Here is a 20,670-nt window from a genome sequence, read left to right on the forward strand (position 1 = left end):
GTCGAGAGCCGCATCGGGCAAAGCGTCCATCGCCCTGCCCGGTGCGGCTCTCATCGAAACGATCCATCGTTTCCGACAGCGCGACATCAAGCCAGCCGGGGGAGAGGCTCTTGAGCGAACTACGCATTCGATTTGACCGCGTGACCAAGTGTTTTGGCTCTTTGTGCGTGGTCGATGATCTTGAACTGGACATCGCGAAAGGCGAGTTCGTCAGCCTTCTTGGACCGTCCGGCTCCGGCAAGACCACGCTTTTGATGATGCTCGCCGGCTTCGAGCGCCCGACCAAGGGCCGCATCCTGGTCGATGGCGCGGTGGTGGACACGACCCCCACCTACAAGCGCGACATGGGCGTCGTCTTCCAGAATTACGCGCTCTTCCCGCATATGAGTGTCGGCGACAACATCGCCTTCCCGCTCCAGATGCGCGGCGTCGGCAAGGCCGAAATCGACGAACGCGTCGCCAGAGCGCTCGACATGGTGCAGCTCAGCGCACTTGCAGACCGGTGGCCCGCCCAGCTTTCCGGCGGCCAGCAGCAGCGCGTGGCACTCGCCCGCGCCCTCGTTTTCGAACCCCGCGTGGTGCTCATGGACGAGCCGCTCGGCGCGCTCGACAAAAATCTGCGCGAGCAGATGCAGCTCGACATCCGCGCGCTGCACAACCGGCTCGGCCTGACCATCGTCTTCGTCACGCACGACCAGTCGGAAGCCCTCACCATGTCCGACCGGATCGCCGTCTTCAACAAGGGCAAGATCGAGCAGATCGGTACCCCTCGCGAGATCTACGACCATCCGCAGACGCGCTTCGTCGCCAATTTCATCGGCGAAACCAATCTTCTGGAAGGCACGGTCGCGGGCAGGTCCGCAGACGGTTTGCGCGTCCGCCTCGCCAATGGCGCGGAACTGACGGCCTCGGCTTCCGACAATTACACGCCGGGCGAAAACGTGCTCGTCTCCATCCGGCCGGAGCGCATTCGCCTCGACGCGCTGCATGGCGGCGACAACCAGTTTACTGCAAAAGTTGCCGACAGCGTCTATCAGGGCAATCACCTGCGCATCCAGCTTGACGAGCAGGCGCACGACTTCGTCATCCATCTCGACCGCAAGGCCGAGCAGCATGCGCCCGGCGCAGATGTCACCGCCCGCTTCCAGCCGGACGACTGCTGGGTGATCCGGCCATGAGCGGCACGGGCGGAAAAGGGCATCTGAGCGCGATCGCGCTGGTCGCGCCGCTCTTCCTCTTCATCGCGGTTTTCTTCCTGTGGCCGCTGGGCACGATGATGTCACAGGCGGTCTCCGACACCGCCGTCCTGCGCATCCTCCCGCAGACGGCGAAGGTCGCAGCCAAGTGGGATCCGGAAACGCCACCCACGGCAGAAATGAAGGAAGCGCTCGCCGCCGATCTTCGCGCCGCCGATGACCGGCAGGCCGTGGGCGACATGACGCGCCGTCTCAACAGCGCCCAGCCCGGCTTCCGTACGCTGATGTCGCGCACCACGCGCGCGCTGCGCAAGGATGACGCGCCACCGCTCTCCGAGATTGACGAGCGCTGGGACGATCCCCGCTTCTGGCAGGCCATCACCGGCGCGCTTTCACCGACCACGGACCGTTATCTGCTCGCCGCCGTCGATCTGGAGCGCGATGTTTCCGGCAACATTGTCGCCATGCCCGAAGAGGCGTCCGCCAACCGCGACATCATGATCCGAACCTTCTGGATCGGCGCGCTCGTCACGCTCGCCTGCCTGGCCATCGGCTTTCCCTATGCGATGCTGATCGCCTCCACGGAAGGCTGGAAACGCCAGCTCCTGCTCGGCGCGGTTCTGCTGCCGCTGTGGACCTCGCTTCTGGTGCGCACCGCCGCGTGGTTCATCATCCTGCAGGACAACGGCCTCATAAACGCGGTCATCACCGGGCTTGGCATCTCCAGCGAACCGCTTGCCCTGATCTTCAACCGCACCGGCGTCGTGATCGCCATGACCCATGTGCTTCTGCCGCTCATGGTGCTGCCGATCTACAGCGTCCTGATCTCGATCCCGGGCAACCTGATGCCGGCAGCCGCCTCGCTCGGCGCAAATCCGCTGCGCGCTTTCGTGCGGGTGCTTCTGCCGCTCAGCCTGCGTGGCGTCGCCTCCGGCTCGCTGCTCGTGTTCATGACCGCCATCGGCTACTACATCACGCCGGCGCTCATCGGCGGCGCGGGCGACCAGATGATCAGTTCCGTCATCGCCTTCTACGCAACCGGTTCGGCGAACTGGGGCATGGCCGGCGCGCTTGGCATCGTGCTGCTTGTCGTCACCCTCCTGCTCTACGCGGTCTACGGTCGTCTGTCGGCGGCCGAAGAAAGGAGAAGCTGACATGCTGTTGAAAAGCGCCCGGCTCACATTCGGCACGCTCGCAGTCATCTTCCTGCTCGCGCCTCTGATCGCCATCCTGCCGCTGGCCTTCACGTCCAGCCAGTTCCTCACCTATCCAATCCCGGAATTCTCGTTGCGCTGGTTCGACGAGCTGTTCACCGCCGCCGCCTGGCGTCGGGCGATCTTCAACAGCCTTGTCATCGGCGGCGGCACGACGGTGCTCGCCACCGTTCTCGGCACGCTCGCCGCGCTCGGCCTGCGCAACTGGAACCTGCCGTTCAAAGGCACGGTGCGCACCCTATTTCTTCTGCCCATGGTGGTTCCCGCCGTGGTCATGGGCGTGGGCATGCAGGTGCTGTTCGTGCAGTTCGGCATCGCGTCGAGCTATTTCGGCGTCATCGTCGCCCACACCATCGTCGCCATCCCCTTCGTGGTGGTGAGCGTGATCGGCGGCCTCGGCGGCATCGACCGGCGTGTGGAACTGGCGGCGGCCAGCCTCGGCGCATCCCCGGTCACCGTGTTCCGGCGCGTGACCCTGCCGCTCGCCATGCCCGGCATCCTGTCCGGCGCGGTCTTGGCCTTCGCCACATCGCTGGACGAGGTGGTTCTCACGCTTTTCGTGGCAGGCCCCAACCAGCGCACGCTGGCGCGGCAGATGTTCGCCACGATCCGCGAGAACATCAGCCCGGCCATCGCCGCCGCAGCCTTCCTGTTCATTGTCGGCACCATCGCGCTCGCCATCATCGCACTGCTTGTGCGCCGGCAGATCGCGGCGCGACGGGGCGGCTAAGCCCCGCAAACCAGCGCTTTCCAGCCCAAAAGCAGCCCGCAGCCGCATCCGGTTGCGGGCTGTTTTCACTCAGCAAAACCGACTTATGTTTTTAAGTTATAATTGAGTCTGAAATTGCGATAGGACAGCGCACCTCCTGCGCTATAGGGTCGCGGAAAGCGTTCCCTATTGAGGTCCAACAGTGACAGATCAAATTCAGGAGACGCGGGAGGGTACAGGTGTGCCGATGTCCGCGCCCCAAGGAAATACGGAAAAATCAAGCCATATCAAATTCTTGATATGGGGCATTGTGGTCGCGGCCATTGTCGCCGTCTTTTTGCCGGCTCCATTGTTCGCCAGCAATCTCTCCTTCCTCTTCTACATGATGCTGTGGATCACCATGGCGACGTCGTTCAATTTCGTCGCTGGCCTGGCCGGATATATGCCTTTTGGTTATGTGGCGTTCTACGGCATCGGCGCTTACGCCACCGGCGTTCTGTACAAGACCTTCGGCCTGCCCATTCCCGTGGCGCTTGCCGGTGCGGCGCTGGCCGGTGTCACCATCGGTCTTCTGGTCGCACCCACGCTGCGGCTCAAGGGCGTCTATTTCGGCATTGTCAGCCTCGCGCTCGCCATGGCCATGAAGCTCGTGATCTCGCTCATGCCGAGCGACATTACCGGCGGCAGCCTCGGCCTCATCCTGTCGGCGGCAAACGATCCCGTGGCCGCCTATTACGCCATGTTCGTGGTGCTGATGGGCGCTCTGGCAGCCGGCACCTGGCTCACCATGTCGCGCCTCGGCACGGCGCTGCGCGCCATTCGCGATGACAGCGAGGCCGCAGAGGTGGTCGGCGTCAATGTGGTGGGCACCCGCCTCAAGGCCTGGATCATGGCCACCATGTTCCCTGCCCTCGTGGGCGGCGTCGAGGCCTGGTACACCAATGCCATCGACCTCGATTCCTCCTTCAACCTGCTGGTGACGGCAAAGAGCATCGTCTACGCCATGGCCGGCGGCCTCGGCTTCCTGGTCGGCCCGATCATCGGCGCATCCACGCTCTACGGCATCGACCAGCTGATCTGGCGGCATTTCCCGACCCTCAACCTGCTCATTCTCGGCGTGGTCATCATCGCACTGATGCTGCTCCTGCCGCGTGGCATCGTCGGGGCCTTCGCCCAGCGCTTCTCGCGCTTCCGGCGCTTCATTCCGTAAGACGTACAGGATTGAAACAAAGATGAACGAACTTCTGCTTCAAGGCCTCGTCAACGGCATCGTCGTCGGGCTGATCTACGCGCTGATCGGCGTCAGCCTCAACGTGATCTTCGGCGTCCTGCGCGTCGTCAACTTCGCCCATGGCGAATTCATCGTGCTGGGTGCCTATGGCGCCTATTTCGCCCAGGCCTGGCTCGGCCTGTCCCCGCTGCTCGCAATGCCGCTGATCTTTATCGTCTTCGGCATGATGGGCTACGGCCTCTATTTCGTGCTGGTGAAGCGTCTTGCGCGCTCCAACGATCCCGAGCACGCATCGCTTCTGGTCATGTTCGGCCTGTCGCTCGTGCTGGGCGCACTCATGCTGCTCGCCTTCGAGGCGGATGCACGCTCGCTCAACTTCACGCTCGACCCGCCCTTCCTGATGTTCGGCAACATCATCCTGCCGACCACCAAGCTGCTCGGCCTTGCGGTTGCGGTCGTCGTCACCGGTGCGCTGGCGTTCTTCCTCTACCGCACGCTGCCGGGCAAGGCGCTGCGCGCCATCATCATGAACCGTGACGCGATCCAGATCGTCGGCGTGGACCTGAACCACCTTTCGGCCCTGACCTTCGGTCTCGGCCTTGGTCTGGCGGGCATCACCGGCATCCTCGTGTCGATGATCTTCCCCTCCTTCTCCCCCTTCATCGGCCAGGACTACACCCTGATCGGCTTCATCGTGATCGTTCTGGGCGGCCTCGGCCATCCGATCGGCGCAGTCGCCGGCGGCATCCTGTTCGGCCTCGCCGAGCAGACGGCCATGGTGTTCTTCAGCGGAACCGTGGCGATGCTCCTCGGCTTCGTGCTCCTGATCGCCGTCATTCTCATTCGCCCCGCCGGCCTGTTCGGCGTGCAGAACTCGCGGTGACGTCATGTTGAAAGTCGACAAGCTCGTAAAGAAATTCGGTGGCATGACGGCGCTCGACGGCGTCAGCCTCACCCTCCCCGACCGGTCGATCCTTGGCGTTCTGGGCATGAACGGCTCCGGCAAGACCACGATGCTCAACTGCATCAACGGTCTCTATGACGCGACCGCCGGTGAAATCACGCTCGATGGCGTCAGCCTCATCGGCAAGGCCCCGCATGCGGTCTTCTCCGAAGGCGTGGGCCGCACCTTCCAGGTGCCGCGCATCTTCCCGCAGATGTCGCTCCTGGAAAATCTCTCGGTCGCACTCCTCAACAAGGGGATGAGCAACGCCGAGATCGCCGAAATCAGCGCCTACTGGCTGCAAAAGGTGGAGCTCTACCGGCTGCGCCACAACTATGCGGAAGAGCTTTCCGGCGGCCAGCAGAAGCTTCTGGAACTCGCCCGCATCATGGTGGCCAATCCGAAGCTGGTGCTGCTCGACGAGCCGTTCGCGGGCGTCAATCCGAGCCTCGCACTGCTGCTCATCAACATCATCCGCGAAATGCCGAAGGAGCTGGGCTGTTCGGTGCTTCTCGTCAGCCACGACCTCACCTCCGTCTACGAACTGTCCGACAACATTCTGGTCATGCATGAAGGCCGTGTCCTCGCTGAGGGCGACGCCGAAGCGATCCAGAAGAATCCGGACGTCATCGAAGCATACCTAGGAGCCTGACCATGCATGGCGTTGAACTGAGCATGGAGAACATCTCCGTCGCCTATAACGGAGACATCACGGTTCTCAAGGAAGTGGCATTGCGGGCAAAGCCCGGCGAGGTCACCGGCATTATCGGGCCGAACGGCGCGGGCAAGTCCACCGTGCTGAAAACCATCTTCGGCCTTCTGTCCACCAAGACCGGCACCATCACCATGGGCGGTCGCGACATCACCAATCTGAAGGCGTTCCAGCGCGCACTCGAAGGCGTGTCCTTCGTGCCGCAGAACCGCAGCGCCTTTGCGGGCCTGTCGGTCTACGACAATCTGCTTCTGGGTTGCTGGCCCTTCCGCAAGGACAAGGCCCGCATCGAACGCGCCATCGACGGCATTTTCGAGCGGTTCCCGATCCTCAAGGAAAAGCGCTCGACACTCGCCGGCTCCATGAGCGGCGGCCAGCAGCGCTTTCTGGAAATCGCCCGCGCGCTCGTCACCGAGCCGAAGGTGATCCTGCTCGATGAGCCCACGGCCATGATCGCGCCGAAGATTTCCAAGGATATCTACGCGCTCACCCGCGATCTCGCAGACCAGGGCGCCACCATCATTCTGGTGGACCAGAACGTGCGCCAGTGCGCCACGATTTCGGACCGCCTCTACATTCTGGAGCTTGGCCGCAACAAGGCGGAAGGCACCAGGGAGGATTTCGCCACCGACGGCCAGCTCAAGGAAATGGTCGCCGAGTGGATGAACTACAAGATCGACGTGTGAGGCGTCGTTTTTCCAAGATCAACAAAAGGGGAATGCCCATGTGGAATATGACCAAACGAAGCTTCATGGCAGGCACGCTGCTTGCCTGCTTTGCGCTGCCGGTCACCGGCCAGGCGCAGGAAAAGATCCGGATCGGCATGACGGTTTCGTCGTCCGGCAACTTCGCGCTCGCCTCGCAGTCGGGTGTGCGCGGCGTGGAAATCTGGGTCGATGAAGTCAACGCCAAGGGCGGCCTGGAAGTGAATGGCGAGAAGCGCCTCGTCGAGCTCGTCAAGCGCGACGACCGCTCCGACAAGCAGATGGTGGCGCGCGTCTATGAAGACCTGATCGCCAATGAGAATGTCGACGTGCTGATGGCCCCGTTCGGCTCCACCCTGACGGCAGCCGCCGCCACCGTGACCGAGCGTCTCGGCAAGTTCATGGTCATCTGGTCCGCGGCCTCCGATGCGCTGTATGACCAGGGCTTCAAGAACATCGTCTCGGCAACCCAGATGCCGGTGTCGCGCATGCCGTCGGCCGGTCTCGAAGCCGCCGCAGCACTTGGCAACAAGAAGGTCGCCATCGTCAATGTGGACGAGCCCTTCCCGGCCGGTCTCGCCGATGGCGCGGAAGCGATTGCCGAAAAGCTCGGCATGGAAGTGGTCCTGAAGGAAGACTATCCGAAGGGCACGAAGGATTTCAGCCTACTCCTGCAGAAGGCGCGCGCGGCCGGGGCCGACGTGTTCTTCCCCACCAGCTATGAGGGCGACCTGATCTCCATGGTGCGGCAGATGCACCAGATGAACGTGAACTTCCCGTTCTCGTTCATGGTCTACGCCTCGACGCCGCAGTTCATCGAGATCGGCGACGATGCGCAGTACATCTACAGCCACACCAACTTCCACCCGACCATCAACTGGGAGGTCAATGCCGGCCTCGACCGTGAAGGCTTCCTGGCAGCTTACGAAAAGCTCTTCCCGGACGTCTCCTATGAGCCGGACTTCCAGACCGTTCTCGCCTATGGCGCCGCCGTCATCGCCGGCGAAATCATCGAGAACGCAGACAGCTTCGACGCCGCCGACATGAAGAAGGCGGCCATGGAACTCAGCGACAACCTGACGGTCCTCGCCGGTCCTTACGCGATCGACGAAACCGGCAAGCAGCTGAAAATGCCTTTCCCGGTCGTGCAGTTGCAGCCGGGCAAGGGGCTCGTGACCGTGTGGCCTGAAGAAGTCGCCGTTGCCGAGCCTGTGTACCCGATCCCCGGTTGGGATCAACGCGACTAGCCAACTTGCGCCCGGCTTCCGAAACGTCTCCCTCGGGGTCGGGCGCATTTTCTCAAGAAAAGAACATCATGGATCCGTCATTCGCGTCCCTCGCGGACCTCTCGAAAGCGCTGAGCGAAGGCTCGCTCACGTCCAGCACCATCACCCGGCATTTCCTGGAGCGCATCGCCAGGCATGACAAGGCTCTCGGCGCCTTCGTGCATGTCGATGCCGAGCGGGCAATGTCCATGGCGGAGGGGCTCGACAAGCTGCGCGCGTCTGGCGTGGTCTACGGCCCCCTTCACGGCCTGCCAATTGCCGTGAAGGACCTGGTCGACTGGCAGGACGAAACCTGTACGGTGGGCAGCGCCGCCTGGAAAGACCGGCGCTCAACCAGCGACGCCACCGTCATGCGCAAACTGCTTGCCGCCGGCATGATTCCGATCGGGCGCGCAGCAATGGTCGAATTCGCATTCGGAGGCTGGGGCACGAATCCGATATGCGGAACACCGCGCAACCCCTGGGACATGCAGACACATCGCATTCCCGGAGGCTCCTCCAGCGGCTCGGGCGTGGCCGTTGCCGCCGGCCTTGCGCCGGCGGCCATCGGCAGCGACACGGGCGGCTCCGTGCGCATTCCCGCCGCACTCAACGGCATTGTGGGCCTGAAACCCACCTATGGACGGATCAGCCTGAAAGGCTGTTTCCCGCTTTCCAGCACACTCGATTCCATCGGCCCGATGACGCGCACCGTCGCCGACGCGGCCCTTCTGCTCGACGCGCTTTGCGGACCGGACGCCAGCGACCCGGCCACCCGTCTTGCACCGGCGCTGAAGCCCGGCGCATGGCAGGGCCTGCGCACACAGGGCATGCGGGTCGCGGTCATGCGTGAAGAGGATTTCCCGATCCCGCTCGATGCCGAAAGCCAGGCCGCTTACGATCAGGCAAAGGAAGCGCTCATCAGCCTCGGCGTGACGCTGGTTCCCGCCGACCTGCCCTTCGCCTTCAACGAGCTGACGGAGAGCAACGGCCGCATCATCGCCGCCGAAGCCTATGCGGTTCATCGCGATTACATCCACGACGAGAGCGTTCCCATCGGCCCCTATGTGCGCCAGCGCGTGCTCGCCGGGGCCAATGTCAGCGCCAACGACTATATCGAGACGCTCGCCGGCCACAGGCGCATGAAGGCGGTCTATGCCGATTTCATGAAGCCGTTCGACGCGCTGCTCACGCCGACGGTGCCCTTCCCCGCCATCCCCGTCTCGGAGGTGGACGAGAGTGCGGTTCCGATGGCCGCCTATGGCCGCCCGGCAAACTATGTCGGCGCATGCGGTCTGGCGCTGCCGGCCGGCTTCACCGAAACGGGCCTGCCGCTCTCGGTGCAGCTCATGGGAGCAGCCTTCGCGGAGGAGCCGCTGCTTGCGCTCGGCGCGGCGCTTGAACAGCGCATCTCGACAACAGACCGGCTGCCGGACCTCACGGCAGGCTGACTCTCTACGGACAGCAAGGAGTTTCCGATGACGCAATCCACCTGCGACACGCTTTTGACAAACGCTTTGCTGTTCGATGGCCTGGGGGGGCAACCGACCCGCGGCGGCGTGGCACTCTGCAATGGCCGCATCGCCGCGGTCGGCGACGTTTCCGGCTGGCAGGCAAAAGAGACAATCGACCTCGACGGTCTCAGCCTCGCACCCGGCTTCATCGACGTTCACACCCATGACGATCTCGCCGTCCTGAACGACAGCGCGATGGAGCCCAAGATCACGCAGGGCGTGACCAGCGTGATCGTCGGCAATTGCGGCATCAGCCTCGCACCATACGAAAAGCCCGCCGAACTGGTGCCCCCGCTCGGCCTTCTGGGCACGGCGGAAGACTATCGTTTCGGTTCCTTTGCCGCCTACCGCAAGGCGGTGGATGCAGCCGGCGTCGCCGTCAATGTGGCCGCCCTTGCCGGCCATGGCACGCTGCGCGCCATGACGCTCGAAGACACGGATGCGCCAGCCTCCGAAGGCCAGATCGTGGCCATGCGCCTCCTGCTCGAAGAAGCGCTGGAGGCAGGCGTTCTGGGCCTCAGCACCGGCCTTGCCTATCCGGTCGCCCGCCACGCACCGACCGATGAGGTGGTGGCTCTCTCACAGACACTCGCCGCCTTCCCCGGCGCGCTCTACGTCACCCATATGCGCGACGAACGTGACAAGGTGGAAGACGCCGTCGGCGAGACGATTGCCATCGGTCGCCGAGCCGGCGTCCCGGTGGTGATTTCGCACCACAAATGCATCGGCCGCCACAATTACGGGCGCTCGAAGAAAACACTGTCGATGATCGACAGCGCGCTTCGCCACCAAGACATCGCCATGGATGTCTATCCCTATGAGGCAAGCTCGACCGTGCTCCTGCCGGAGCTGACCCGTCATGCGGAGCGCATTCTGGTCATCGATTCCACCGCCCATCCCGAGTTCAACGGGCTGGAGCTTTCCAAAGTCGCGGAGAAAATGGGTTGTGATCAGGAAGAAGCGGCCCGCAGGCTTTCCCCCGCGCGCGGCATCTATTTCCAGATGTCGCCGGAAGACATCAACCGCATCATGCAGCACCCGCGCACCATGATCGGCTCCGACGGCATCCCCGGCCCGCAGGCCCATCCTCGTCTCTGGGGCACCTTCCCCCGCGTGCTTGGCCGCTATGTGCGCGAAGATGGCGTGCTGCCGCTCGAAGAAGCCATCCGCAAGATGACCTCACTGCCCGCCCAGATCTTCGGCTTCGCCCGGCGCGGCAGGCTGCAGGAAGGCTTCCATGCCGATCTCGTCGCCTTCGATGCCGACACGGTTCTGGATCTTGCCGATTACGACACGCCAGACCGCCCGTCGGCCGGCATCGAGCATGTCTTCGTCAATGGCGTCGCGGTGCTCGCCAATGGCGCGGTCACCGGCGCGCGTGGCGGGCGTTTCGTGGCACGTGGCGAGGCCTGAGCGGCAGGAAAAGCGTCACCCTTCCCGGTGCAGTTCCTGACAGGCCGATTTCAGAATCCTGATGAACATTTCCTCGGCGTTGGAGATCGCACGGTTCTCCGACGTCAGCGCCGTGATCGAGAATTGCAGGTTGGGCACCAGCGGGCGCAACCGCACGCCGCGCGTGTAGCGCGCTGAAAACTCGTCCACGATGGCGCAACCCACGCCCTGGCTGACACAGGCCGCCGCCACTGAATAGGTGTGCACCGAAATCCGTGGCTCATAGGGCAGGCCCTCCTCGTCGAAGGCCGCCTTCAGGAACGTGCCCACGGGCGATTCCTTCTCAAGCCCGACAAAGGATTGCATGTCGATCTCGCTCAGATGCACCGGCGAAGGATCGAACGGCCTGGCGGGATCATCCGTCTCCAGATAGGTCAGGCTCATCGTGCCCACCGTGGTGGAGCTGATGCCCGGCGTTTCAACGATGTTGAAGGCCACCGCCAGATCGAGATCGAGCGCATGAAGGCGCTTCAAAAGCACGTCATAGTGATGGGTGAACAGCTCGATCTTGAAGCCTTCCCAGTGACGGGGCAGGTTCGACATCACTTTCGGCGCAAGCCCCACGCCAAGACTCGGCAGAAAGCCCACCCGCAGCACATCGTCGGGATTGCGCCCCAGATTGCGGGCAAGCGTGCGGAAACGCTCCAGCGCGCCATGCACATCCACGGCCTCCGCAAACAGAAGCTCCGCCTCGCGCGTCGGCACAAGCCGCTGCTTCACGCGATCGAACAGCTTGAAGCCGAGAAGCGATTCCGCGTGCTTCAGCGTCCGGCTGAGCGCCGGCTGCGAGACATTCAGCCTTTCAGCCGCAGCATTGATCGACCCGGCCAGACGGATCGCGTGAAAAACCTCTATGTGCCGTAGATTCATTAAGCCCGATTTGCTTCTGCGTGTTCCCATCGCAGTCTTGTGGCTGCGCTTGCCGGCAATCATACACGCTCGCCGGAATGCCATGCACAAAAACTTTCCGGCGCAAAAGAATTCATAAACAACTTTAGGTCACACATTGGTCCCGAGTGTATTTGTATTCAACCGGGGCGCGTAATTGTCCGTGAGTGAAATCCGTCCATTGGAGCGTGATGACATTTCCGCCATTGCGGAGATGTTCCAGCGCATATTGCGCAAGGGACACGGCCCCGCGCCGCTCGGCGCGCGCGAATATCTCGAGACACTTTTTCTCGACCCGCCCTACCGCGACGACGACATCCAATCACTTGTGCATCTGCGCGAAGACGGCACGGTCAATGGTTTCATGGGCGTGCTTCCCATGCCCTTCGTCTATCAGGGCAAAACCCTGAAGAGCGCCATCGGCGGCAGCTTCATGGTGGATGGTCACGAACAGGATCCCTATGCCGGCGCGCGCCTTCTGCGCGCCTTCCAGTCCGGCCCGCAGGATCTCTCGCTGACCGAAACCGCCAACGATGTTTCTACGACCATGTGGCGCAAGCTGCGCGGCACGGTCCTTCCGGATTACAGCCTCGAATGGCTGCGCATCCTGCGCCCGGCCGGCTTCATCGCCGCCATGGCCGCCTCCGCCTTCCCGCCTGCCGCCATCGCAAAGCCTCTCGCACGACCCTTCGACGCCCTTCTGCGGCGACGGGGCGCAGCACCCCAGTGGACCCACGTGTCGGATGCGGAATTTGCGGGCAAGACACTTGCCACCGAGGACGCCGACGCGGCTGAAACGGTGTCGCTGTTCCAGCAATTCGTCTCTGCCTTCGCCCTGCATCCTCAATGGACGGAGAACGCGCTTCAACGCATGGTGCATGAATCGCAGCGCAAGGCGGATTACGGCGCGATGGTGCGCCGCAAGGTGCTCTCGCGCGGCGGCAAGCCGGTCGGCCTGTTCCTCTATTACGGCGATGCGGGCGGCATCGGGCGCGTGATCCAGATCCTGTCTCTGCCCGGTCAGGAAGGCCCGGTCATCGACGCAATGCTGGCGGACGCGACCGAACGCGGGCTGGTGGCTCTGCGCGGGCGCGGACAGCCGACCCTGATCAACGCCATGCTCGGTCGCCGCTTCGCATTCATCCATGCGTCCTCCAGCATTGTTCATGCGAAAGACAAGACGCTGCTCGAACCGTTCATCAAGGGGCAGGCTTTTTTCAACGGCTTTGCGGGAGAATCTTGGACGCGGCTTCTTGGGGACCGTTTCGACTAAAGCAATTCCAGGAAAAGTGGGCACCGGTTTTCCGTCCGGAATTGCGGAAAAGCAAAAAACTGGAGCGCTTTCGCGATTCAACGAAAAGCTGCGAAAGCGGAACCGGGCCAAATGGCCCGCAGAGGTGGTTTGTAAATGTGCGGAATAGCGGGTTATTGCGGAGCGGGTCTTCACCCGCAGGAAGCTGAAAGGCTTCTTGCGGCCATGTCCGCCACAATCGCCCATCGCGGCCCGGACGAAGCCGGCATCCACGTGACAGAAGATGTGGGCCTTGCCCATCGCCGCCTTTCCATTGTCGATCTGGCGGACGGCCAGCAGCCCATGACGAGTGCCGACGGGCAGCTCCGCATCACCTATAATGGCGAGATCTTCAATCACGTCGAACTGCGCCAGGACCTTGAAAGCCGCGGTCATCGCTTTCGCACATCAAGCGACACCGAAGTCATTCTGCACCTCTACGACGAGCTTGGGCCGGACTGCGTTGAGCAGCTCAATGGCGACTTCGCCTTCGCGATCCATGATGCGCGCCGCAAGCGCCTTTTCCTCGCCCGCGACCGCATGGGCGTGCGCCCGCTTTACCACACATGGCGTCAGGGCCGGTTCCATTTCGCGTCCGAGATCAAGGCGCTCCTGACCGTTCCCGGCATGGAGGCGCGGCTCGACCCCTTCGCGCTCGACCAGATTTTTACGCTCTGGGCTCCCATTCCACCGCGCACGGCGTTTGAAGGCGTCAGCGAACTGCCGCCAGCGCACTGGATGATCGTCGAGAATGGCGCGGCCCGCACGCAACGCTACTGGGATCTGGATTTCTCCAATGTCCGGCACGATTGTTCCGAGGCACAGCTGGCGGAGGAGACGCGGGCGCTTCTGGAAGACGCGACGCGCATTCGCCTGCGCGCCGATGTGGAGGTGGGAACCTATCTGTCGGGCGGGCTCGATTCCTCCATCATCGCCGCACTCGCCAAGCGCATGGCGCCCGCTGGCCTGACCAGTTTCGCCGTCACCTTTTCCGATCCCGCCTTCGACGAAAGCGCATTCCAGAACGAGATGGTGCGAGCGCTCGGCACGGAGCATCACACTGTCGATTGCGACATGGACGAGATCGCCACCGTGTTTCCGCAGGTCATCCGCCACACGGAGCAGCCCATCCTGCGCACCGGTCCCGCACCACTCTACCGGCTGTCCGGTCTGGTGCGCTCGAAAGGCATCAAGGCGGTCCTTTCCGGCGAAGGGGCAGACGAGGTCTTTGCCGGTTACGACATTTTCAAGGAGGCGCGCATCCGGCGCTTCTGCGCGCGCCAGCCGGGCTCGCAATTGCGGCCGCACCTGTTCCGCCGCATCTATCCCTATCTCTCCAATCTGAAACGCCAGACACCGGATTATCTCGCCGCCTTTTTCGGCGTTGCCGGCGACGATCTGAACGATCCGCTGTTCTCGCATCGTCCCCGCATGCGCAGCACCGCCGGTACGAAGCTCTTCTTCTCCGATGCACTCAAGGCGACGCTCGGCGACTATGATGCGGCAGACGAACTCGCCGCCACACTGCCCGACGCCTTCAGCGAATGGCATCCCCTGCATCAGGCACAGTATCTGGAAACCCGCTTTCTCCTGCCCGGCTACATTCTCTCCAGCCAGGGCGACCGCATGGCGATGGCGCACGGGATCGAAACACGCTTTCCCTTCCTCGACCACCGGCTGGTCATGCATGCCGCGCAGATACCGGCAAGCATCAAGCTCAGAGGGCTCAGGGAGAAGCACCTTCTGCGCGAGGCGATGCGCGATGTCGTGCCGCCACAGATCGCCGACCGGCCCAAACAGCCCTATCGCGCGCCAGAGGCCAGCGCCTTCACCGATCACGCGCAGGCCTATGTGGAAGAAGCATTCGAGAAATCGGCGCTGGAAGAAAACGGAAACTTCCACGTTGAAAAAACAGCCAGATTGTATAAAAAAAGCCGGCTAAATAGTTTCACCGGTTTTCGAGACAACGCAGCATTCGTCGGCATTCTGTCGACACAGCTTTGGTCCCAGCAGTTCGCCAGGCCGGTTCGGATAACGGATCAACCTCTGGCGGTTCGTGCCTGACCGTGAAAGGAAGCACCATGCCCCAGTCCATCAATGCCGATATCCGCGCCTTCATTATCGAGAACTTCCTGTTCGGCGATGAAGCAGACGCCCCGGAAGACGATGTATCTCTGATCGAGAACGACATTGTCGATTCCACCGGCATTCTGGAGATGGTCTCGTTTCTCGAGGAGCACTTCGCCATCGATGTCGCCGACCCGGAGATCGTGCCGGAAAACTTCGACACGATTGCCCGCTTAAGCGCCTTTGTCGCGGGCAAGAAGAAGGCCAGGGAGACCGCGCCAGCCGGCGCATAGGAGCGACGCAATGCGCGTTGAGACCTTACTGAAAGACCGTGCAGGGCTTGCCCCCTCCGCCACCGCGCTTGTCACGGGGCCGAACCGGTTAAGCTACGCCGATTTCGACCGTCTGGCCGACCGTCTGGCCGGGGCCTTATGCGCCCACGGGGTCGAGCCCGGCGACCGGGTTGCGCTTTGCATGGACAATAGCCGGGAGATGGCCATCGCCATATTTGCCGGTCTCAGGGCCGGCGCGACGGTCGTTCCGGTCAACCCCGGCGTCAGGGCCGAGGGCCTCGCCCAAATCTTAATGGACTGCACGCCAAAAGCCCTCATTCATGAGGCCAGGCATGGCGGCCTCGTGAACGAGGCGATTGCTGCGGCGGGCCACGCGCCCCTTTCCATCGTCGCCCGGACGGACATCGTCACCCGGACGGACAGGGCCACGCTCAGCGACGCCATCGCCTTCGACACCTGCCTCGATTTAGAGGCGCCCTTACCCGCCCGGCAGGAAAACGACCGGGATCTCGCCTTTCTGATCTACACCTCCGGCTCATCCGGCAGGCCGAAGGGCGTGATGATGAGCCACCGCAATGTCGATGCGGCAGCGGCGATGATCGCCGATTATCTGGAAAACGACGACAGGGACGTGGTGCTTTCCGCACTGCCGCTCTCCTTCACCTACGGGCTGTATCAGCTCCTCGTGGCCGTGCGCAGCGGCGCGACGCTCGTTCTGGAAAAGAGCTTCGCCTTCCCCCATGCGGTTCTGGAAAAGGCGCATGCCGAAGGCGTTACCGGGTTTCCCCTCGTGCCAACCATGGCGGCCATGCTCGCCACGCTCGAAGGGCTCAAGCCCGACCGGCTACCGCCGCTGCGCTACATCACCAATGCCGCAGCCCATCTGCCGCCCGCCCACATTCAGGCGCTGCGCGCCCTTTTCCCGGCAGCGCGCATCTACTCCATGTACGGTCTCACCGAATGCGCGCGGGCAAGCTTCCTTGCACCGGAAGAGCTCGACCGTCATCCCACCTCCGTCGGCAAGGCCCTGCCGGGCACCGAGGCCCTTGTCGTCGATGAAGACGGCAACGAAGCCGAGGCGGACGTCACGGGCGAACTTGTCATCCGCGGACCGCATGTCATGCAGGGCTACTGGAACAATCCGGAAGCAACCGCGCTTGCGCTGCGCGATGCGCCGGACGGCGGCGGTCGAAGGCTCCACACGGGCGACCTCTTCAAACGCGATGCGGAAGGCTTCCTCCATTTCGTCGGCCGCCGCGACGAGGTGGTGAAGATCCGCGGCGAAAAGGTTTCGCCCGGACAGGTGGACGCCGTTCTGGCCGCCTGTCCCGGCGTGCGCGAGGCGCTTTCCTTCACCACCCCCGATCCCGTCTTCGGCCACCGGCTCGACGCGCTGATCGTCGCCGACGATCCCGGCCTCACCGGACGCATGCTCGCCCGGCACTGCAAACACCGCTTACCGGACACGATGGTCCCGAAGTCATTCAATTTCCAGGCGGAACTGCCGAAAACGGCAAACGGAAAACCCAGCCGCCGCCTCGCCGCCATGGAGGCCCTGAAAGCATCATGAACGACATGAACATCAGCTTTTCCATCGACGATCTGAAGATCGATCCCGCCGCTGAAGCCCAGCGCATCGTCACGGCGCTGCGCACCCAGCTGCGCAGCAGGCTGCGCAAGCGGGGATTAGTGCTCGGCCTGTCCGGCGGCATCGATTCCAGCGTCTGCGCGACCCTTGCCGCGCGTGCGCTCGGGCCAGACCGCGTCTTCTGCCTGTTCATGCCGGAATATGATTCCGACCCGGAGAGCCTGCGGCTCGGCCAGGAAGTCGCAACGACGTTCGGTCTCTCCAGCGTGATCGAGGATATCGGCCCGTCGCTTGCCGCCATGGGCTGCTATGAGCGCCGCGACGCCTTCATTCGCCAGGTCGTGCCGGACTATGGCGCAGGCTGGTCGATGAAGATCGCCATCGCCAATGCGCTCACCACCAAGGCCTACAACATCTCCTATCTGGTGGTGCGGCGGCCCGACGGCACCGTCGAGAAGCACCGGCTCCCGCCAGAAGTCTATCTCGGCATCGTCGCCGCCACCAACATGAAGCAGCGCACCCGCAAACAGCTCGAATATTACCATGCCGACCGGCTGAACTATGCGGTCATCGGCACGCCCAACCGGCTGGAATATGATCAGGGTTTCTTCGTGAAGAACGGTGACGGCGCAGCCGATGTGAAGCCCATCGCCCACCTCTACAAGTCGCAGGTCTACCAGCTCGCGAAATATCTCGGCGTGCCCGCCGAAATCCGCCGCCGCATGCCCACGACAGACACCTATTCGCTCGCCCAGTCACAGGAGGAGTTCTATTTCGCGCTCCCCTATCGCGAGATGGATCTGTGCCTCTACGGGCTCGACCACGCCATTCCGGCCAAGAAGGTCGCCTGCGCCACCGGCCTCAGCGAGCGGCAGGTGGGGCTTGTGTGGCGCGACATTGCCGCAAAACGCAAGGTCGCCCACTATCTGCACCTGCCCCCGCAGTTGGTCGAGGAGATCGACGCCCCCTGATCAGCCAGCCTTTTTGGCCGCGAGCAGCGAAGAGCCGGGGAAACGCAGAAGCATGCCGAAGAGATCGCGCGGTTCATCGGGGTCGGCCAGAAGGTCGAGTTCGATGAAGTGATCGGTCTCGCGCACGCGGTCATAAACATAGCGCAACGCCGAGAAATCCTCCGTCGCGAAACCGACGGAATCGAACAGCGTGATCTGGCGCGGCTCGCGACGCCCCTTCACCTTTCCGGCAATCACCTGCCACAGCTCTTCCACCGGGTGATCCTCCGCAAGCTGCTGGATCTCACCCTCAATGCGGGTCTGCGGCGGATATTCCACGAAAATGTCGGAGCGGGTGAGAATGTCGCGATGCAGCTCGGTCTTGCCGGGGCAGTCGCCGCCCACCGCGTTGATGTGCACGCCGGAGCCAACCATGTTGTCGGTCAGGATCGTCGCATATTGCTTGTCGGCGGTCGCGGTGGTGATGATGTCCGCGCCCTCCACGGCCTCTTCCGGCGTCTTGCAGGCGGTCAGCTCGAAACCCAGCCCTGAGAGATTGCGCAGGCACTTTTCCGTCGCGCCGCCATCAACGTCATAGAGCCGCAGCCGGTCGACGCCGAGTGCCGCCTTGAAGGCCATCGCCTGAAACTCGGACTGCGCGCCGTTGCCGATAAGCGCCATGGTGCGCGAGCCTTCGGGCGCAAGATACTTCGCCGCCAGAGCAGATGTCGCCGCCGTGCGCAGCGCCGTCAGGATCGTCATTTCGGTGATCAAAAGCGGATAGCCATTGCCCACATCGGCATAGACGCCAAATGCCGTCACCGTCTGCCGTCCCTCGCGGGTGTTCTTGGGATGACCGTTCACATATTTGAAGCCGTAATGCTTGCCATCGCTCGTCGGCATCAGCTCGATCACGCCTTCGCGGCTGTGCGCGGCCACACGCGGCGTCTTGTCGAAATCCTCCCAGCGGAGAAAATCTTCCTCAATGTAATTCGTCAGTTCCGCCAGAAAGCGTTCCACGCCGATTTCCAGCACCAGTTCCATCATGTGATGCACACTGACGAAGGGAACGAGGTTCAGCTTGTCGATCGAAGGGGTATAGGTCATCGTCAATGGCTCCTGGTAGGCCGATCCATGATGCGCCGGCCAAGCAGACTGGCTGTGAGGTCGACAAGCAGGGTCGCCGTGCGACCGCGCTCATCGAGGAAAGGGTTGAGTTCCACGAGGTCGAGGCTGGTGACGAGACCGCTGTCGTGCAGCATCTCCATCGCCAGATGGGCCTCGCGGAAGGTTGCGCCGCCGGGCACGGTGGTGCCCACCGCCGGCGCAATGGCGGGATCGAGAAAGTCCACGTCGAGGCTCACATGCAGGCGTCCGCCCTCGGCGGCCACCCGCTCCAGAAAGGCACGCAGCAGCGGCGCAATCCCATGCTCATCAATGGCGCGCATGTCATGAACGGTCACGCCCGCCCCGCGCAGCGCAGTGTGCTCCGCCGGGTCCACGCTGCGCAGCCCAAGGGCGCAGATGCGGGTGGGATCGATCGGTGTGTGAAGGCGCGGAAAGAAGCCGTCAAAACCCGCCTGCCCGCTGGCATAGGCAAGCGGCACGCCATGCAGATTGCCGCTGGCGGTGGTGTCGAGCGTGTGAAAGTCCGGATGCGCATCGAGCCAGAGAACAAAAAGCGGCCTGTCGGCTTCCGCCGCCCGGCGCGCCATCCCGGCAAGGGTGCCGGCCGCCATGCTGTGGTCGCCGCCAAGAAAGATCGGCATGCCGTCTTCGCCTGCGGCGTAAGAGGCCTCGCTGATCGCATCCGTCCAGGCGACGATCTCCGGCAGCGCCTTCAGCGCGGGGTTGCCATGCGGCTTCACATTCTGCGGTTTTGGAACAACGGTTCCGAGATCGGAAACCTGATGGCCAAGCTCGCCAAGCGCCGCCACAAGACCGGCCGTGCGCAAGGCGCTCGGTCCCATTTCGCAACCCATGCGCCCGGCGCCATCCTGCACCGGAATACCCAAGATCTTGCAATGCATAGCGCCACCGACCCATCGAACAGTTCCCATTATTCGACCCCGGATCGTCGGCAGAATGAACAAACCAAATTGCCAAAAATTTCATAAGCATTTATCATTTTGCTAATTATGGATTTCATTTTGCACAATCATGGATGAACTCGACGAACGCCTGATCACCCTTCTGCGCCATGATGCGCGCCGCAGCATCTCGGATCTGGCAATGGATCTGGGCGTGTCGCGCGCCACGGTGCGCGCCCGTATGGAGCGGCTGGAAAAGGCCGGTCACATTGTCGGATACACGGTCATCCTGCGGGCCGACACGGTGGAAGCGCCCGTGCGCGGTATCACCATGGTGGAGATCGAAGGGCGCTCCGCCGACCGGGTGATCCACGCGCTTGAGGGTTTTCCGGAAGTTTCCGCCGTTCACACCACCAATGGCCGCTGGGACATCGTGGTGGAGCTCGGCGCGTCCACCCTGACCGATCTCGACGCGGTGCTGCGCCGCATTCGCCTCATTCCCGGCATCATGAACAGCGAAACAAGCCTGCTTCTGGCCACCCCGCACAGCACCCGCGCGCGGCTGTGATCGAACACCGGCCTGCACCTGTCCGCACCGGGCTTATTCGGGCGTTAACCCGGCA

The 20,670-nt window shown here is 63.1% G+C and carries 19 protein-coding genes; 16 read left to right on the plus strand and 3 right to left on the minus strand.

Translation table 11 applies throughout. The features are described from left to right. Nucleotides 1–110 precede the first annotated feature (110 nt). The 10 genes from DEJ54_RS01680 to DEJ54_RS01725 all read left to right on the plus strand — a co-directional run bounded on the left by DEJ54_RS01680 (nucleotide 111) and on the right by DEJ54_RS01725 (nucleotide 10,901). Nucleotides 111–1,178, plus strand: a complete 1,068-nt coding sequence (locus tag DEJ54_RS01680) for an ABC transporter ATP-binding protein (RefSeq protein ID WP_113153036.1) — start codon at nucleotides 111–113, stop codon at nucleotides 1,176–1,178. Further along, nucleotides 1,175–2,350: an ABC transporter permease gene (locus DEJ54_RS01685; protein WP_113153037.1), complete on the plus strand. Its 1,176-nt coding sequence runs from the start codon at nucleotides 1,175–1,177 to the stop codon at nucleotides 2,348–2,350. The genes DEJ54_RS01680 and DEJ54_RS01685 overlap by 4 nt, the downstream gene beginning before the upstream one ends. Nucleotide 2,351: 1 nt before the next feature. Further along, entirely contained in the window at nucleotides 2,352–3,140 is a 789-nt protein-coding gene (locus DEJ54_RS01690) for an ABC transporter permease (protein ID WP_113153038.1), read from the plus strand. Between the two features lie 274 nt (nucleotides 3,141–3,414). Then, entirely contained in the window at nucleotides 3,415–4,329 is a 915-nt protein-coding gene (locus tag DEJ54_RS01695; RefSeq protein ID WP_222473983.1) for a branched-chain amino acid ABC transporter permease, read from the plus strand. Between the two features lie 22 nt (nucleotides 4,330–4,351). Then, a complete protein-coding gene (locus DEJ54_RS01700) occupies nucleotides 4,352–5,233 on the plus strand; it encodes a branched-chain amino acid ABC transporter permease (RefSeq protein ID WP_113153040.1) in 882 nt (293 codons plus the stop codon). 4 nt (nucleotides 5,234–5,237) lie between these two features. Continuing rightward, nucleotides 5,238–5,945, plus strand: a complete 708-nt coding sequence (locus DEJ54_RS01705; protein ID WP_113153041.1) for an ABC transporter ATP-binding protein — start codon at nucleotides 5,238–5,240, stop codon at nucleotides 5,943–5,945. A 2-nt stretch (nucleotides 5,946–5,947) separates the two neighbouring features. Continuing rightward, the gene (locus DEJ54_RS01710; RefSeq protein WP_065815876.1) at nucleotides 5,948–6,691 is read left to right on the plus strand and encodes an ABC transporter ATP-binding protein; all 744 of its coding nucleotides are present in this window, start codon (nucleotides 5,948–5,950) and stop codon (nucleotides 6,689–6,691) included. Nucleotides 6,692–6,738: 47 nt separating this feature from the next. After that, complete coding sequence (locus DEJ54_RS01715; RefSeq protein ID WP_162742363.1) at nucleotides 6,739–7,956, plus strand: amino acid ABC transporter substrate-binding protein; 1,218 nt, start codon at nucleotides 6,739–6,741, stop codon at nucleotides 7,954–7,956. Nucleotides 7,957–8,024: 68 nt separating this feature from the next. Further along, nucleotides 8,025–9,425 carry an amidase gene (locus DEJ54_RS01720; RefSeq protein ID WP_113153042.1) on the plus strand — a complete coding sequence of 467 codons (1,401 nt, stop codon included), beginning with the start codon at nucleotides 8,025–8,027 and terminating at the stop codon, nucleotides 9,423–9,425. A 27-nt stretch (nucleotides 9,426–9,452) separates the two neighbouring features. After that, complete coding sequence (locus DEJ54_RS01725; protein ID WP_113153043.1) at nucleotides 9,453–10,901, plus strand: amidohydrolase family protein; 1,449 nt, start codon at nucleotides 9,453–9,455, stop codon at nucleotides 10,899–10,901. 15 nt (nucleotides 10,902–10,916) lie between these two features. Here DEJ54_RS01725 and DEJ54_RS01730 read toward each other — a convergent pair whose 3' ends face one another. Beyond that, a complete protein-coding gene (locus DEJ54_RS01730; RefSeq protein WP_113153044.1) occupies nucleotides 10,917–11,810 on the minus strand; it encodes a LysR family transcriptional regulator in 894 nt (297 codons plus the stop codon). A gap of 181 nt (nucleotides 11,811–11,991) precedes the next feature. On the opposite strand from DEJ54_RS01730, the gene DEJ54_RS01735 reads away from it, so the two are divergent. From DEJ54_RS01735 to nadE, 5 genes are all read left to right on the plus strand, one after another. Then, the gene (locus DEJ54_RS01735; RefSeq protein ID WP_245447666.1) at nucleotides 11,992–13,101 is read left to right on the plus strand and encodes a hypothetical protein; all 1,110 of its coding nucleotides are present in this window, start codon (nucleotides 11,992–11,994) and stop codon (nucleotides 13,099–13,101) included. Between the two features lie 135 nt (nucleotides 13,102–13,236). Beyond that, nucleotides 13,237–15,183, plus strand: coding sequence for an asparagine synthase (glutamine-hydrolyzing) (gene asnB / locus DEJ54_RS01740; RefSeq protein WP_113153046.1), 1,947 nt, complete (start codon nucleotides 13,237–13,239; stop codon nucleotides 15,181–15,183). Between the two features lie 17 nt (nucleotides 15,184–15,200). Further along, nucleotides 15,201–15,479, plus strand: a complete 279-nt coding sequence (locus DEJ54_RS01745) for an acyl carrier protein (RefSeq protein WP_113153047.1) — start codon at nucleotides 15,201–15,203, stop codon at nucleotides 15,477–15,479. Nucleotides 15,480–15,489: 10 nt separating this feature from the next. Further along, nucleotides 15,490–17,049, plus strand: coding sequence for a class I adenylate-forming enzyme family protein (locus DEJ54_RS01750; protein WP_113153048.1), 1,560 nt, complete (start codon nucleotides 15,490–15,492; stop codon nucleotides 17,047–17,049). Continuing rightward, on the plus strand, nucleotides 17,046–18,038 hold the full coding sequence (gene nadE, locus DEJ54_RS01755) for an NAD(+) synthase (protein ID WP_113153049.1): 993 nt from the start codon (nucleotides 17,046–17,048) through the stop codon (nucleotides 18,036–18,038). Before DEJ54_RS01750 ends, nadE begins: the two co-directional genes overlap by 4 nt. Here the strand turns inward: nadE and DEJ54_RS01760 are convergent, their stop codons facing one another. Further along, nucleotides 18,039–19,124, minus strand: a complete 1,086-nt coding sequence (locus DEJ54_RS01760) for an ornithine cyclodeaminase (RefSeq protein ID WP_113153050.1) — start codon at nucleotides 19,122–19,124, stop codon at nucleotides 18,039–18,041. It lies immediately after the preceding gene. A 2-nt stretch (nucleotides 19,125–19,126) separates the two neighbouring features. Next, nucleotides 19,127–20,047 carry an arginase gene (gene rocF, locus DEJ54_RS01765; RefSeq protein ID WP_113153051.1) on the minus strand — a complete coding sequence of 307 codons (921 nt, stop codon included), beginning with the start codon at nucleotides 20,045–20,047 and terminating at the stop codon, nucleotides 19,127–19,129. Nucleotides 20,048–20,177: 130 nt separating this feature from the next. On the opposite strand from rocF, the gene DEJ54_RS01770 reads away from it, so the two are divergent. After that, a complete protein-coding gene (locus tag DEJ54_RS01770; RefSeq protein ID WP_113153052.1) occupies nucleotides 20,178–20,615 on the plus strand; it encodes an Lrp/AsnC family transcriptional regulator in 438 nt (145 codons plus the stop codon). Nucleotides 20,616–20,670: the final 55 nt, after the last annotated feature.

Source organism: Nitratireductor sp. OM-1 (genome assembly GCF_003296175.1).
Classification (GTDB): Bacteria; Pseudomonadota; Alphaproteobacteria; order Rhizobiales; family Rhizobiaceae; genus Nitratireductor; species Nitratireductor aquimarinus.

Excerpts from the sequence above, each read along its gene's own strand:
- DEJ54_RS01685 (WP_113153037.1), top strand. The coding sequence starts at position 1,175 with ATGAGCGGCACGGGCGGAAAAGGGCATCTGAGCGCGATCGCGCTGGTC.
- DEJ54_RS01690 (WP_113153038.1), top strand. The coding sequence starts at position 2,352 with ATGCTGTTGAAAAGCGCCCGGCTCACATTCGGCACGCTCGCAGTCATC.
- DEJ54_RS01700 (WP_113153040.1), top strand. The coding sequence starts at position 4,352 with ATGAACGAACTTCTGCTTCAAGGCCTCGTCAACGGCATCGTCGTCGGG.
- DEJ54_RS01705 (WP_113153041.1), top strand. The coding sequence starts at position 5,238 with ATGTTGAAAGTCGACAAGCTCGTAAAGAAATTCGGTGGCATGACGGCG.
- DEJ54_RS01710 (WP_065815876.1), top strand. The coding sequence starts at position 5,948 with ATGCATGGCGTTGAACTGAGCATGGAGAACATCTCCGTCGCCTATAAC.
- DEJ54_RS01715 (WP_162742363.1), top strand. The coding sequence starts at position 6,739 with ATGACCAAACGAAGCTTCATGGCAGGCACGCTGCTTGCCTGCTTTGCG.
- DEJ54_RS01720 (WP_113153042.1), top strand. The coding sequence starts at position 8,025 with ATGGATCCGTCATTCGCGTCCCTCGCGGACCTCTCGAAAGCGCTGAGC.
- DEJ54_RS01725 (WP_113153043.1), top strand. The coding sequence starts at position 9,453 with ATGACGCAATCCACCTGCGACACGCTTTTGACAAACGCTTTGCTGTTC.
- DEJ54_RS01730 (WP_113153044.1), bottom strand. The coding sequence starts at position 11,810 with ATGAATCTACGGCACATAGAGGTTTTTCACGCGATCCGTCTGGCCGGG.
- asnB (WP_113153046.1), top strand. The coding sequence starts at position 13,237 with ATGTGCGGAATAGCGGGTTATTGCGGAGCGGGTCTTCACCCGCAGGAA.
- DEJ54_RS01745 (WP_113153047.1), top strand. The coding sequence starts at position 15,201 with ATGCCCCAGTCCATCAATGCCGATATCCGCGCCTTCATTATCGAGAAC.
- DEJ54_RS01750 (WP_113153048.1), top strand. The coding sequence starts at position 15,490 with ATGCGCGTTGAGACCTTACTGAAAGACCGTGCAGGGCTTGCCCCCTCC.
- nadE (WP_113153049.1), top strand. The coding sequence starts at position 17,046 with ATGAACGACATGAACATCAGCTTTTCCATCGACGATCTGAAGATCGAT.
- DEJ54_RS01760 (WP_113153050.1), bottom strand. The coding sequence starts at position 19,124 with ATGACCTATACCCCTTCGATCGACAAGCTGAACCTCGTTCCCTTCGTC.
- rocF (WP_113153051.1), bottom strand. The coding sequence starts at position 20,047 with ATGCATTGCAAGATCTTGGGTATTCCGGTGCAGGATGGCGCCGGGCGC.
- DEJ54_RS01770 (WP_113153052.1), top strand. The coding sequence starts at position 20,178 with ATGGATGAACTCGACGAACGCCTGATCACCCTTCTGCGCCATGATGCG.